Below are 13,444 nucleotides of genomic sequence, written 5' to 3' on the forward strand. Positions count from 1 at the left end.
GGTCCCGGCGTGGCGGCTGAGCCATGCAGGGGACAGTGCGGTATGCGGGCGCCTGTCGTCGGTAGGTATGGCACGACACACTCGCCATGAAGGGCATGCCCATGCGCCATCCGCTTCTCCCGCTCGCCGTCCTGGCCGGCGCCGCTGTGCTCGTCTGCGGCTGTTCCAAGGGGTCTTCACCGCCCGCCGGGGAACAGCGCGCGGCCGCTTCGCCGGCGGCCGTCAGTCCCGTCGCCGCGAAGGCCCCCGCGGAGGTCGGCGCGAACGAACTCGGCCAGGTGCCGGTGCTCATGTACCACCAGCTCACCGAGAAGCCGGCCAGCGTCTACGACCGCACCCCCGCCGATTTCCGGTCCGAGCTGGAGCGCCTCGCGCGGGAGAAGTACGTACCGGTGACCGCCCGGGACTTCCAGACCGGCCGCATCGACATCCCGGCCGGCATGCACCCCGTCGTCCTCACGTTCGACGACTCGACCAACAGCCAGGTACGGCTCGGCCCGGACGGCACCCCGGCCCGGGACACCGCCGTCGCCATCCTGGCGGAGACGGCGAAGAAGTACCCCGCGTTCAAGCCGGTGGCGACCTTCTTCGTCAACGCGGACGCCTTCTCGGCGACGGGTTCCCGCAAGGCGCTGACCTGGTTGAAGGAGCACGGGCACGAGGTCGCGAACCACACCGACCGCCACGAGAACCTGCGCTCCCTGGACGAGGCGGGCGCCAGGCGGGCGATCTACGCCGGACAGCAGGCGATCGAGAAGGCGGCGCCCGGAACGCAGGTCACCTCCCTCGCCCTGCCCTTCGGTGCCATGCCCCAGCCGGCCGAGGTCGCTTCGCGGGGAACGGGCTACCGCTACGACGGGGTGTACCTGGTGGGGGCCAACCCCTCGTTCTCTCCCTTCGCCAAGGCGTTCACCCCCGGCGCGATCCCCCGGATCCGCTCGGCGGGGCCGAAGGACGAGGACGCCGAGTTCGGGTCGTCACGCTGGCTGGACAAGCTCGCCGCCGGGAAGGACCGGTACGTCTCGGACGGGGACCCGAACACCGTGGCCTTCCCGAGCGCCTCGCGCAACGAGCTGTCACCGGCCTTCGCGAAGCGGGCCCGGCCCTACTGAGCCCCGCGGCGGGGGGCTTCAGCGATGGCCCAGTACGTTGACCACCCGGCCGTTGGGGTCGCGGACGAAGAAGCGCCGCACGCCCCATTCCTCGTCCTGTAGGGGGTGGACGATTTCCGCGCCGCTGTCCCTGATGGCGGCATGGACCGCGTCCACGTCGTCCACTTCGATGCTCAGATCAGGGGCGACGGGCGCGGTCTTGTCGTTGATCATGACACTGATTTGTGCCGTGGGTGTGGACGGGGAGGCGAGGGTCATGATCCAGCCGTGGTTCATGACCTCTTCGAAGCCGAGCAGGCCGTAGAACTCCCGGCTTTCCTCGGCGGCCGCCGATTCGATGTTGGGCACGACACGGCGAACGGCCATTGATGACTCCCATCGAGGACGGACGTGCGTTTGCCGCACGCGCTCTTGCGCCCGGCGGCGGTCATGCGCCGCGGCACACGAACAGCGCGTCAGCCGGCTCGCCCCCGACCCTATCCTCGCTCTCGTCCACCAGGGCGCCGTCCCGCCCGGTCAGGTGGCGGGCAGTGGTCGGTTGGGGCGCGGGCGCAGGCGGCCGGTGAGGAAGGCCAGGATCTCGTCGCGGGCCCGGACCGTGGGGTGGCCGGCCTCGTCGACGAGGTGGGCGGTGACGACGCTGTGCGGCGTGCCGACCAGCTCGGCGAAGAACGGCGGAGGGGCCCCGTTGGCGGCGCTGTCGGGCAGGACCCGGCCGTCGAAGGCGTCGCCGAGCAACGCACGGTAGGCGGCGAAGCGCTGCCCCGTGCACCACCGGTCGCCCTCGAAGCGGTAGGCGAGGACGGTGAGACCGTCGCGGGCGAGCCGGTCGCGTACCGCGCGCGCGTCCGCCGCGTCGAGTTCGATTCCCCCGGGGTCGTCGAGCGGCAGCGACGGGTGGTTGACGACCGGGGCGATCACGGCCGGCTCCAGGGCCATGGTGAGGGCGAAGTTGCCGGTGAAGCACAGCCCGACCGCGCCCACCCCGGGGCCGCCGCACTCGGTGTGGGCCCGGCGTGCCAGACCGCGCAGCCAGACCGTCACCGGGCTGGTGCCGCCCCCGGCGAAGGCACGGAACTCCGCGCTGACACAGGCGCGGCGGACGACCTCGCGGCCGCCCTCGACCGTGGGAAACGCCCCGTCCGTCCCGAACAGGGAGGGCACGTGGACGGTGAAGCCGGTGTCGCGCACCCAGCGCGCGAACCGCAGGACGTCGGGACTGATGCCCGGCATCTCGGGCAGTACCACGACCGCGGGCCCGGCCCCGGCCACGTACACCGTCTTCTCCACCCCCTCCACGGCCACGCGCCGGCGGGTGAAGTCGCTGATCGGATCGTCGTCGCTCATGGGGCCAGCCTGGCCGGTGCCCGGCCGCAGGGTGAGGGGCGAAATCGCCGAGCCCGGAGGTAATCTCGCCACCTGCGAGGGCGGGTCACGTCGGGCGGCTCGGGCCGGGACACCAGGGGGTACGGGAGCGATGGCGGGGGCGGCGCGTCAGGCGCAGGACGATGCGGGTGCGGGTGCGGGTGCGGGTGCCGCCGCGCTGCGCGTGGGGGTCCTGGCGTACCCGGGCTGCTTCGCCTCCGAGGTGTTCGGCGTCCCCGACCTGTTGACGATGGCCGGGCACGCCGCCGGACCCGGGGCGCCCGGCTACCGCGTGTCCGTCCTCTCGCCGCGGCGCCGGGTCACCGCCTCGGGCGGCGCGAGCCTGGACGTACGTCCGCTGCGCGAGGTGGACGTCCTCATGGTCCCCGGCTTCGAACTCCACCCGGACGCGGACCTCGACGCGCTGCTCGCCCGGCTCGGCCCCGAGATCACGGCGATCCGCGCGCAGGCCGCCGCCGGCACCGCCGTCGTCTCCCTCTGCGTCGGCGCGTTCCTGCTCGCCGAGGCGGCCCTCCTCGACGGGCGCCGGGCCACCACCTCCTGGCTGTACGCCGGTGAACTGGCAAGGCGCTGCCCGGGCGCCGACGTACGGGCCGGGCAACTGGTCGTCACGGACACGGGAGTGACGACCACGGCCGCCTTCAGCGCCATGTACGACTTCGCGCTGGACCTGATCCGCCGGCACAACGGCCCCGGGGTGGCCCGGTCCACCGCCCGGATCGCGCTGGTCGACGACGCCCGGACCTCCCAGACCCCGTACGTGGACGCGCGGCTCCTCCCGCAGCCCGGCAGGGAGTTCTCCCAGCGGGTCATGCGCCGGCTCGACCAGAACCTCGCCGAACGGTACGACCTCGCCGCGCTCGCGGACGCCTTCCGGGTCAGCACGCGCACCCTGCTTCGCCGCTTCGCCGAAGAGACCGGACGCAGCCCGCTGGGCCACTTGCAGGCCTCCCGGGTCCGCCGCGCCCGCCACCTCCTGGAGACCACCGACCGCACCGTCGCCGCCGTCGCCGCGGCCGTCGGCTACCAGGACCCCGGCACCTTCGCCGCCCTCTTCGCCCGCCACACCGGCCACCGCCCGAGCGTCTACCGGGCCGCCTTCCGCCGCACCTACCGGGCGCCCGCCACGGAACACGACGTCGGCGACGGCCGCCCGAACGGCTGACCCGGCCACCGCCGGCCGCCCTGGAGAAGGCGGCGCAGCCGCCCGGCCGCGTCAGCGCAGGAAGTCCGTCAGCCGCTCGTTCAGCTGCTCCGGCGCGGTGAGGGGCAGGGAGTGGTGCGTGGCCCCGGGGAGCACCGCCACCTCCGCCTGCGGCAGCGCCCGGCGGACCCGGTCGGCGATCTTGCCGGTGTGGTGGGTGCGGCTGTGCTCCGCGAGCAGGACCAGGACCGGCATGCGCAGGTCCGCCGTCCGGGGGCGGCCACCGGCGACGAGCTTGCGGCCGGGAACGGTGGTGGCCAGCGCGTAGAGGCGCTGCCCTGCCTCGTCCGGGCGGCTGTCCCCGGTCTCCCAGGCCAGGAAGGCGCGGGCGCGGGCCTCGCTCGGGCGCAGCAGGCTGGGCAGCGCGCGCAGCAGGTAGCCGGGGCGGAACCCGGCGAAGACCTGCGTGGGGTCGATGAGGGCGAGGCGGTCCACCCGGTGTGGTGCGTGCAGTGCGTACCTGACGGCCAGCCAGGCGCCGTACGAGTGGCCGCAGAGGTGTACGCGGGCGAGCCCGAGCCCGTCGAGCAGCGCGTCCAGCCAGGCGGTGAGATCGTCGACGCCCCTGAGCGGTGTGCCCCGGCGTTCGGTGCGGCCGGCGTCGCCCAGCAGGTCGACCGCATGGATCCGGTACCGCCGGCCGAGCGCCGGTGCGTTGGCGCACCAGACCAGGCCGGTGGCGCAGCCGCCGGGCAGCAGCACCAGCGGGCTTCCGTCCGCCGGGCCGTACACGTGGACGCGGGTGCGCCCGTACGGCGTGGCGACGTCGTGCTCCTCGGTGGACTCGGGCCACCGGGCGCGGAGCTCGTCGTAGGCGAGGTCAAAGGCGGACTGGGACACGACCATTCCTCTCGCTGAGCGATAATCTCGATCCGCGAGATATTATTCACGAGGCAGGGCCTGAGGGAGAGTGCATGGACGAGCAGAACCCGGCGATGCGGCTGGTCCACCTGCTGCGCGCGGTCACCGTGGAGTTCGACCTGCTCGGCGCCGAGTTCGCCGCGCGCCACGGGCTCCACCCCACCGACGTACGCGCCCTGATCCACCTGTTGGACGCGGCACGGGCCGGTACGCGTGCCACCCCCGGATGGCTCGGCGGGCAACTCTCCCTGAACTCGGCCGGAACCACCGCCTTGGTGGATCGGCTGGAGCGGCTCGGCCTGGTCCGGCGCAGCAGGGACACCACCGACCGGCGACGCGTTCTCCTGGAGGTGCAGGAGAGGGCCACGGAGCTCGGGTGGGCCTTCTTCGGGCCGGTGATCGGCGAGGTGGTGGCGGCCGCGGAGGGCTTCGAAGCCGGCGAGTTGGAGACGGTGCGCCGCTTTCTGACCGCGGTACTGGAGTCCACCGCGCGGGCGCGTTCGGTCTGATCCCGGGGGCCCGTCAGCGGGGGCGGCGGGCGTTGAGCCGGGCGGCCTGGCGCGTCAGGTGGTCGCGCTCGGCGAGGTCGGGCGCCTTGCGGGCCGCCTCGGCGTACAGCCGCGCCGCGGTCTCCAGGTCGCCATCGCGCTCGTGCAGGTACGCCGCCACCGCGGTGTGGCGGGGCAGGGAGGCGTCCACCGCCGCGAGCGCCGCCAGGCCGGCGCGCGGTCCGTCGGCCTCCCCGACGGCGACCGCGCGGTTGAGCCGGACGACCGGGCTGTCGGTCAGGCGCGTGAGCTCGTCGTACCACTCGACGATCTGCACCCAGTCCGTCTCCCCGGCCGTGGGGGCGTCGGCATGGAGTGCGGCGATGGCGGCCTGCGCCTGGAACTCGCCCAGCCGGTCACGGGCGAGGGCCGCCTGGAGGATCGCGACGCCCTCGGCGATCAGCGCGGTGTCCCACCGGCCCCGGTCCTGCTCCGCGAGGGGAACCAGGCTGCCGTCCGGCGCGGTCCGGGCGGCACGCCGGGCGTGGTGGAGCAGCATGAGGGCGAGCAGTCCGGCCACCTCGGGGTGGTCGATGGCGGCCGCGAGCTGCCGGGTGAGCCGGATGGCCTCGGCGGCGAGGTCGACGTCGCCGGAGTAGCCCTCGTTGAAGACCAGGTAGAGGACGCGCAGCACGGTGGCCACGTCGCCCGGCCGGTCGAACCGTACCCCGGAGACGGTGCGCTTGGCCCGGCTGATGCGCTGCGCCATCGTCGCCTCGGGCACCAGGTAGGCCTGGGCGATCTGGCGGGTGGTGAGACCGCCGACCGCACGCAGGGTGAGCGCGACGGCGGAGGACGGCGTCAGCGAGGGGTGGGCGCACAGGAAGTACAGCTGGAGGGTGTCGTCCGCCGCGGGCGCGGGTCCGGGTGCCGGCTCCTCGCCGACGAGTTCCTCACGCCGGCGGCGGGCGGTATCCGAACGGCCGGCGTCCAGGAACTTGCGCCAGGCCACGGTGACCAGCCAGCCCTTCGCATCCCGCGGCGGGTCGGCCGGCCAGACGCGGACCGCCTCGACCAGGGCGTCCTGTACGGCGTCCTCGGCCGCCGCGAAGTCGGCTCCGCGGCGGACGAGGACGGCGAGCACGCTCGGCGTGAGGCTCCGGACCAGGGCCTCGTGCATGGCCGGGGTCACTCCGTGATGGTGCAGTGCGAGCCGAGGAACGGGCGCAGCTCCAGCCACTCGTGGATCGGCTTGCCCCCCGCCCCCGGGGCGGCGGACAACTCCCCGGCCAGTTCGAGGGCGCGCTCGTAGCTGTCCACGTCGATCACCATCCAGCCGGCGATCAGGTCCTTGGTCTCGGCGAACGGGCCGTCGGTGACCGGCGGGCGTCCCTCGCCGTCGTACCGGACGAACGTCCCCTCGGGGGCGAGTGCCTGGCTGTCGACGAATTCGCCGGTCTGTTCGAGGCGGGCGGCGAAGTCGTTCATGTACTGCACGTGGGCCGCGATCTCCTCCGGCGTCCACTTCTCCATCGGCACGTCGTTGGCCGGGGCCGGGGCACCGCGGTAGTGCTTGAGCATCAGGTACTTGGCCATCGTGTTCCTCCTCGCTCGTGCGACCCATTGTGGTCGCGTTCACAGCAGGGACGGAGCCGGCCACGGGTTCTCGACATCCCCGCCCGATTTTTTTCCAGCCGTCACCGAACGCGACGGCACAGCGATTCATGACTCGCCGTGACGGGCGCGCCCTCACTGCCTCTGGTCCGGCGAATTGTGCGCAGCGCCCTGACGCGCTTACCGCCGGCACGGCCCGCCGGGTCCTACTGTGCTGGTCGGCACGCAAGGCGGCAGGCAGCCGGTGCCGACGAGGTCGAGGAGGCGCATGCCGGCTCACTCGCAGGAAGAGCCGCCGGACCAGGGCAGCCGGGCGTCCGTGTGGCTCTGGTCGCTGCTCGGCGTGTTCGCGGCCTGTGTGCCTTGCGCCCTGCTCGTGGTGGAGAAGCTCGGCTCAGCCCTTTCACCGGTACCACTCGCCCTTGCGGTTCTCGCCGCACTCGCCGGGTACGTGCTGGCCGTCCGCGCCGTGGTGGGGGAGAAGTTCGGGCAGCGTTCGCGGCGCTCCCGGATCCTGGTGTGGGCGGCGGCCTCGGCGCTGTTCCTGGGCAGTGTCGCGGTGCTGTTCGCCTTCCGCCCCCCGCTCCCTCCGCTCGCCCGGATGACCGGGGCGCGTGACGTGGCCGTGGTCGGGTTCGCCCCGCGTGAGGGGCGGCAGGACAGGAGGGCACTGACCGATCTGGCGGCGGACTTCGCCCACGACATGGCGGGACGGATCCCCACCGCGACCGGCGTCCGCAGCTATGCCGGCGAGGTCGCGCTTCCCCTCGCCGAGCTCGAAGGCACCCACCGCAGCCGACTGGAGCACAAGACGGCCGGGTTCGCCGACGAGACGAACGCCGAGATCGTCGTGGGCGGCCTGGTGAGCGTGGATCCGGCCGGCCAGACCACGCTGCGGCCCGCCGTCTACGTCAGGGCCGACCAGATCCCGGACTCGCCGGAGCTTGCCGGCTGGTTCCTCGGCGGACCGGTCCTCGTGGCAGGCGGCTGGGAGTCGGCGCGCGGCCGGTCTCTGCTGAGCGCGGAACTCACACGCCGGATCGCCGCCCTCGCGGAGTTCTTGGACGCGCTGGACACCTGGCGCAACGGCAGCCCCGCGCAGGCCGTCCGGGTCCTCGACGGTCTGCTCGATCACAAGCAGCAGGGCGGCACGGACGGCTTCGTGCCGCCCGAACTGGTCCACCTGATCCGCGGCCACGCTCGCGAAAGCCAGGCGTCCGGCGAGACCGAACCCGCCCGGCAGAAGCTGCTGGAGGAAGCCCGCGCCGATTACCTCGCCATCGGCGGTGCGTCGGCGGCCGGATGGCGCGGTGCGCTCTCTCTGCAGACCAATGCCTATCTCCGGGCCCGGGGGACCGACCGCACCTGCGGGCCGGGGACCGTGCACGCAGGGGATCTCGCCCAGGTGTCGACTGCGATACGAGCCCTCTCCGAGGACCGGGAGGTCAGCGAACTCGGGCGACTCAAGGCCTTGGTGTACCTCGCGCAAGTCGAGGTGTGCCGCATCAGGGCCGGTCTGGTGAAGGACGACGGCACGGTGGACCGGGCCGTGGCGGCAGTGCGCGCCGCCCCGAAGACGATCGGCTCGGCCGGTCTGCTCGCGTTCGCGGAGTCCGTCGCCGCCGTGCGCTCGGCGGAACGACGCGAATGGGCGGCGGCCATCGGCGACATCCGCGAGGCCATCGCGCACGGACGGGACCCGCTCCAGCGGGCCGCCTGGCACGGCCTGCTGGCCCGCTGGAGTCTGGCCCGCTGCGACCTCGTCGGCGGCCGAGCGGCCCAGAAGGACGCGTTGACCCAGCTGACCGCGGCGCAACAGGCGGGGCAGGCGAGCAGCGACCTCCGCCATCAGTACGAGCAGACCTTCTCCGCCGAACTGCGACGGGCGCGGGAGGCCTGCGGGGCAGGGCGAGGAGACGGCTCATGAGAGGGAACGAAACGGTGAACAAGTACCTGTCGCGTCGGCCGGCCGGAGTGACGACCGGGCTGATGACGGGGCTGATGACCGGACTGTGTCTGGTCCTCGTCACGGGCTGCACCACAGGAGGCGGGACTTCGGCGGCACGGGCCACCGGCCGCCCCGCCGTGGCCGCCACACGCTCGACCCTGCCCCGCCCCACCGCCCGGGACGTCCTGCTGGCTCAGCAGTTCGACCTGGGGATGGCCGCCGCATCTCCGATCGACTGCCGCGAGGACCTGGACCGCGTCACCAAGGGCCGTCCGGCCGGCCGCCCGCTCGTCTGGACGTCCTCGGGCACCTCCTATTCCAGGACGCCCGCCGACGAGGTACGGGTGGGCCTGGGCGAGGATTCGGTCCTGTGCTTGTACGGGTTCCCACGCAACAAGCCGGTCACGGTCACGGTGGCGGCGGGAGGACGGACCTACACCACCCCCGTCAAGCCGGTCGCCTCGCTGGAAGCCGTCCAGGCCGACGGCGACCTCTTCAACGGGAAGCCGATGGAGGTGGAAGACCGTGGTGGCGGCGTACTGCAGAGCGGATACTGGCCGTTCTTCCCGCCCGCTCCGGCCCGCGGGGCCATCGCCCGGTCGGGCCGGCTCACCCTGACGGCGCGCTCGGGTGACGCACGCGCTACGAACGGGGTACCGCTGCGTGTGGACGAGGGGGCAGAGACAGCGGAGGACTGGAAGCGCAGCCGTAAGGTGGTGGTCTACGGGTTTCCGGCGGGCGCCCGGGTCCCCGTCGGGCTCTACCGCCTGGCGGTAGACCAGGAAGCCGGCGAACGGGCGGTGCTCGTGCGCCGGGTCGGCGAGGTCGTCATGCCGGGGTACCGCGTCGGCGAATTCACCGTCCCCCAGGACGTGTTCCGCGTCGTCGGCGCGGCCCCCGGGCAAGGCGGGGACGCCCACTGCCTGTCGGTCGCCGAGCTCGGCGAGTGCGTCACACAGCCTGCCGAACCCGACTGACCGCTGCCCCGGAGCGCCCACCGGGCGGGCCCGTCCGTGCTGTACGCCCGTACCTCGGCCGCCGGTCGCTGCCCGCCGCGGCGCGCGCACGGTCCGTCTCAGGACGCGAGCGCCGGTGAGGCGGCCTCCCAGGCGAAGCCGTCCGGGTCGGTGAAGGGACCGAGGTCGGCGCCGATCGCGATCCGGTGCGAGCCGGTGCCCTCGGGGGAGACGCCGGCGTCCTTGGCGAGGGCGCGGCGCCGGTAGAGGGCGAGCTTCACCGGGCCCGGACCGGATGCGAACTCCACGTACATGCCGCCGAAGCTCTTCGCCACGGCGAAGCCCTGGTCGCGGTAGAAGCGCTTGCTCGCCGCCACGTCCGCGACGCCGAGCAGGAGCACCATGTCGTCGAAGCGGCGGGTGGCGGGACCGCTGTCCTTCTTCGCCGAGGTCGCCACCTTCCAGATCGTGCCGTCCGGGGCCTGCACGACCCCGCCGTAGCCCCAGATGGACTTCGTCACGGGCTTGAGTTCGGTGGCGCCGGCGTCGAGGGCGGCGCCGACGAGGGCCTTGACATCGGCCGGCTGGGCGACGGTGAGCGACAGCGTGAACCCGCGGAAGCCGGTCGTGGGTGCCTCTGAGGCGCGGACGCGCAGCTGCGCGTCCAGCCCGAAGGCGTTGCGGTAGAAGTCGTGGGCGGCCGCGGGGTCGGCCACGTCAAGGGTGATGCGTTCGATGTTTGCCATGTCCCTCACGCTAGGTGCGGGGCAGCGGCCGGTGCTTCTCGAAAACTGCCCGATCCCCTCGCGGCCCGCCTGGCGGTCCCGGCGGTGGCCTGCGGCGGCGCCGCGGGCAAACAAGAGGCGGGGGGCAAAAAAGAGGCGCGGTCAAAAAAGCCGCGGTCAAAAAAGAAAGGGCAAGGAGATCGCTCTCCTCGCCACTACCAAGGTATAGCGCACCGGGGGGCTTGCGGCAAGGCCCCCGTCACGGCGCAGAATCATCGGCCTGGGCCCTGTCCTCGGAGATCACCGGACGGGCCCAGAGCCACAACGGGCGGAACATGGGGGCACGAGAGCAGTGAACGAGCAGTACGTGTTGGACCTGCGAGAGGTCGACGAGTCGCACGTCGCGGTCGTCGGCGGCAAGGGCGCACACCTGGGTGCGCTGCTGCGGATCGAAGGCATCCGCGTGCCCGCCGGCTTCTGCGTGACGACGGACGCCTTCCGGCGCGTCATGGCGGACGACCCGTCGATCGAGGACCGGCTCGATCAGCTGTCGCGCGTGGACCCGGACGACCGGCAGGCGACCCGAACGCTCAGCGCGCGGATCCGCCGGACCATCGAAGCGATCGCCGTCCCGGGCGATCTCGCGGCGGCGGTCACCCGCGCCCTCACCCGGCTCGGCGAGCAGGACGCGTACGCCGTCCGCTCCAGTGCGACGGCGGAAGACCTGCCGACGGCCTCCTTCGCCGGCCAGCAGGACACGTACCTGAACGTCGTCGGGCCGGCGGCGGTCCTCGAGCACGTCCGCCGGTGCTGGGCCTCGCTGTTCACCGAGCGGGCCGTGAGCTACCGCGGGCGGCAGGGCATCGACCACCGCACGGTCCACATGGCCGTGGTCGTGCAGCGGATGGCTTTCCCGCACGCCGCCGGCATCCTGTTCACGGCCGACCCCGTGACCGGCAACCGGAAGGTCGCCACCGTGGACGCCGGCTTCGGCCTCGGCGAGGCCCTGGTCTCCGGTCTGGTGAACCCGGACGTCTTCGCGGTGCGGGACGGCCGAGTCGTCGCCAAGACGATCGCCGCCAAGGAACGTGCCGTTCACGCCCTGCCGGCCGGCGGCACGCACGAGGTGGCGATCGACTCACAGCAGCAGGGGCAGCCCGCGCTGACGGACGATCAGGCCGAGGAGCTGGTGCGGCTCGGACGGCGTATCGAAGCGCACTTCGGCCGCCCGCAGGACATCGAATGGTGCCTGGTCGACGACGGCTTCCGGATCGTTCAGAGCCGGCCGATCACGACCCTGTTCCCGATCCCCGAGACCGATGACGAGGAGAACCACGTCTACGTCTCCGTCGGCCATCAGCAGATGATGACCGACCCGATGAAGCCCCTGGGCCTCTCCGTGTGGAAGCTGACGGCCATGGCGCCGATGTGCGAGGCCGGCGGGAGGCTCTTCGTCGACGTCACCCGGCGCCTGGGCCCGCCCACGAGCCGGGCCGGCCTGCTGGACCTCATCGGGCGGGGCGACCCGCTGGTCAGGGACGCTCTGGAAACCGTCCTCGACCGCGGCGACTTCGTCCCGTCGCTCCCCGACACGGGTCCCGGCGGGCCGCCGGCCGGCAGCGCGGCCGCCCCGATCGAGACCGATCCGGCCATCGTCACCGACCTGATCGAGCGCAGCGAGACGTCCCTCGACGCCCTGAGCCGTGGCATCCGGACGAAGACCGGACCGGCGCTGTTCGACTTCCTGCTGGAAGCCTTCGAAGAGCACAAGCGGATCCTCGGCGATCCGCGGAGCCTCCAGGTGATCATGGCGGGGATGGAAGCCACCTGGTGGCTCAACGACAAGCTGTACGAGTGGCTCGGCGAGCGGAACGCGGCCGACACCCTCACGCTGTCCGCCCCCGGCAACGTCACGTCGGAGATGGGACTCGCGCTCCTCGACGTCGCGGACGTCATCCGCCCGCATCCCGAAGTGGTCGCGTTCTTGCAGGGCGTCGAGGACGAGGGCTTCCTGGACGAGCTGGCGAAACTCCCGGGTGGCCCGCAGGCGCGCGATGCGATCGAGGCCTACCTCGTCCGGTACGGCATGCGCTGTGCGGGCGAGATCGACATCACACGGCCCCGCTGGCGCGAGCGCCCCACCACCCTCGTGCCGGCGATCCTCGACAACGTCAGGAACTTCACCCCGGGCGCCGCCGAGCGGCGCTTCGAGGAGGGACGGAAGAAGGCGCGGGAGAAGGAAGAGGAGGTGCTGTCGCGCCTGCGGGGCCTGCCGGACGGCGACCGCAAGGCCCGTGAGACGAAGCGGATGATCGACCGGGTCCGGACCTTCATCGGGTACCGGGAGTACCCGAAGTACGGCATCATCAGCCGCTACTTCGTCTACAAGCAGGCCATGCTGGAAGAGGCCGGGCGCCTCGCGCGGGCCGGCGTCCTGACGGAGGAGGACGACGTCTTCTACCTCACGTTCCAGGAGTTCCACGAGGTCGTGCGCTCGCACCGGGTCGACGGCCGGCTCATCGGGCAGCGCAAGGAAGCGTTCCGGTCGTACCACGCGCTCACCCCGCCCCGGGTGCTCACATCGGAGGGCGAGACCCTCTCCGGGGCCTATCGGCGCGACGACGTGCCGACCGGCGCCCTGGCCGGCCTGCCGGTCTCCGCCGGGACCGTCGAGGGCAGGGCCCGCGTCGTCCTGGACATGGCGCAGGCCGATCTCGAAGCGGGCGACATCCTGGTCACCACCTTCACGGACCCCAGTTGGTCGCCCGTGTTCGTCGGGATCGCGGGACTGGTGACGGAGGTGGGCGGCCTGATGACGCACGGCGCGGTGATCGCCCGGGAGTACGGCTTGCCGGCCGTGGTGGGCGTGGAGGGGGCCACGCGACTGATCCCGGACGGCCGGCGGATCCGCGTGCACGGAACCGGCGGATACGTCGAGATCCTGTCCTGACCCGCGTCAGCCCTCCGGGGCACCGGCTCACCGTCTCCCGTCCACGGGTCCCCTCGCGGGCATGAAGCGTCGCGGGCCTCAAGCAGGGGGGAATCGAGAAGAGGAATCCAGAAATTCGCTCTGGTTCCAACACAGTTTGATCACAGCCTGGAGCCACTGTCCCCTCTGTCCGATTGATCGCGATCGCGCGCCGCGTGCAG

At 72.7% G+C, this 13,444-nt stretch carries 12 protein-coding genes; 6 read left to right on the plus strand and 6 right to left on the minus strand.

Annotated features, from left to right (window positions below):
- Nucleotides 1-86: 86 nt before the first annotated feature.
- Nucleotides 87-1,112, plus strand: coding sequence for a polysaccharide deacetylase family protein (locus ACIA6C_RS18275; RefSeq protein WP_399276981.1), 1,026 nt, complete (start codon nt 87-89; stop codon nt 1,110-1,112).
- An 18-nt stretch (nt 1,113-1,130) separates the two neighbouring features.
- Here ACIA6C_RS18275 and ACIA6C_RS18280 read toward each other — a convergent pair whose 3' ends face one another.
- The gene (locus ACIA6C_RS18280; protein ID WP_399276983.1) at nt 1,131-1,478 is read right to left on the minus strand and encodes a VOC family protein; all 348 of its coding nucleotides are present in this window, start codon (nt 1,476-1,478) and stop codon (nt 1,131-1,133) included.
- Nucleotides 1,479-1,628: 150 nt separating this feature from the next.
- Nucleotides 1,629-2,459 (minus strand): dienelactone hydrolase family protein, encoded by an 831-nt coding sequence (locus tag ACIA6C_RS18285; RefSeq protein WP_399276985.1) that lies wholly within the window; start codon nt 2,457-2,459, stop codon nt 1,629-1,631.
- A gap of 130 nt (nt 2,460-2,589) precedes the next feature.
- Here ACIA6C_RS18285 and ACIA6C_RS18290 point away from each other — a divergent pair, with 130 nt between their 5' ends.
- Nucleotides 2,590-3,663, plus strand: coding sequence for a GlxA family transcriptional regulator (locus ACIA6C_RS18290; RefSeq protein WP_399276987.1), 1,074 nt, complete (start codon nt 2,590-2,592; stop codon nt 3,661-3,663).
- Nucleotides 3,664-3,714: 51 nt separating this feature from the next.
- Here the strand turns inward: ACIA6C_RS18290 and ACIA6C_RS18295 are convergent, their stop codons facing one another.
- Nucleotides 3,715-4,548 carry an alpha/beta fold hydrolase gene (locus ACIA6C_RS18295; protein ID WP_399276989.1) on the minus strand — a complete coding sequence of 278 codons (834 nt, stop codon included), beginning with the start codon at nt 4,546-4,548 and terminating at the stop codon, nt 3,715-3,717.
- A 68-nt stretch (nt 4,549-4,616) separates the two neighbouring features.
- On the opposite strand from ACIA6C_RS18295, the gene ACIA6C_RS18300 reads away from it, so the two are divergent.
- Complete coding sequence (locus ACIA6C_RS18300) at nt 4,617-5,072, plus strand: MarR family transcriptional regulator (RefSeq protein ID WP_399276991.1); 456 nt, start codon at nt 4,617-4,619, stop codon at nt 5,070-5,072.
- Between the two features lie 13 nt (nt 5,073-5,085).
- Here the strand turns inward: ACIA6C_RS18300 and ACIA6C_RS18305 are convergent, their stop codons facing one another.
- The gene (locus tag ACIA6C_RS18305; RefSeq protein ID WP_399277307.1) at nt 5,086-6,231 is read right to left on the minus strand and encodes an RNA polymerase sigma factor; all 1,146 of its coding nucleotides are present in this window, start codon (nt 6,229-6,231) and stop codon (nt 5,086-5,088) included.
- An 8-nt stretch (nt 6,232-6,239) separates the two neighbouring features.
- On the minus strand, nt 6,240-6,647 hold the full coding sequence (locus ACIA6C_RS18310; protein ID WP_361126729.1) for a YciI family protein: 408 nt from the start codon (nt 6,645-6,647) through the stop codon (nt 6,240-6,242).
- Nucleotides 6,648-6,933: 286 nt separating this feature from the next.
- Here ACIA6C_RS18310 and ACIA6C_RS18315 point away from each other — a divergent pair, with 286 nt between their 5' ends.
- Entirely contained in the window at nt 6,934-8,592 is a 1,659-nt protein-coding gene (locus ACIA6C_RS18315; protein WP_399276995.1) for a hypothetical protein, read from the plus strand.
- Nucleotides 8,589-9,590: a hypothetical protein gene (locus tag ACIA6C_RS18320; RefSeq protein ID WP_399276997.1), complete on the plus strand. Its 1,002-nt coding sequence runs from the start codon at nt 8,589-8,591 to the stop codon at nt 9,588-9,590. The genes ACIA6C_RS18315 and ACIA6C_RS18320 overlap by 4 nt, the downstream gene beginning before the upstream one ends.
- 98 nt (nt 9,591-9,688) lie before the next feature.
- Here the strand turns inward: ACIA6C_RS18320 and ACIA6C_RS18325 are convergent, their stop codons facing one another.
- Nucleotides 9,689-10,315, minus strand: a complete 627-nt coding sequence (locus tag ACIA6C_RS18325; protein ID WP_399276999.1) for a glyoxalase — start codon at nt 10,313-10,315, stop codon at nt 9,689-9,691.
- Between the two features lie 331 nt (nt 10,316-10,646).
- Here ACIA6C_RS18325 and rph point away from each other — a divergent pair, with 331 nt between their 5' ends.
- Entirely contained in the window at nt 10,647-13,244 is a 2,598-nt protein-coding gene (gene rph / locus ACIA6C_RS18330) for a rifamycin-inactivating phosphotransferase (RefSeq protein WP_399277002.1), read from the plus strand.
- The last annotated feature ends 200 nt before the right edge of the window (nt 13,245-13,444 follow it).

This window comes from Streptomyces sp. NPDC051578 (assembly GCF_044454045.1).
In the GTDB taxonomy this organism is placed as follows: domain Bacteria; phylum Actinomycetota; class Actinomycetes; order Streptomycetales; family Streptomycetaceae; genus Streptomyces.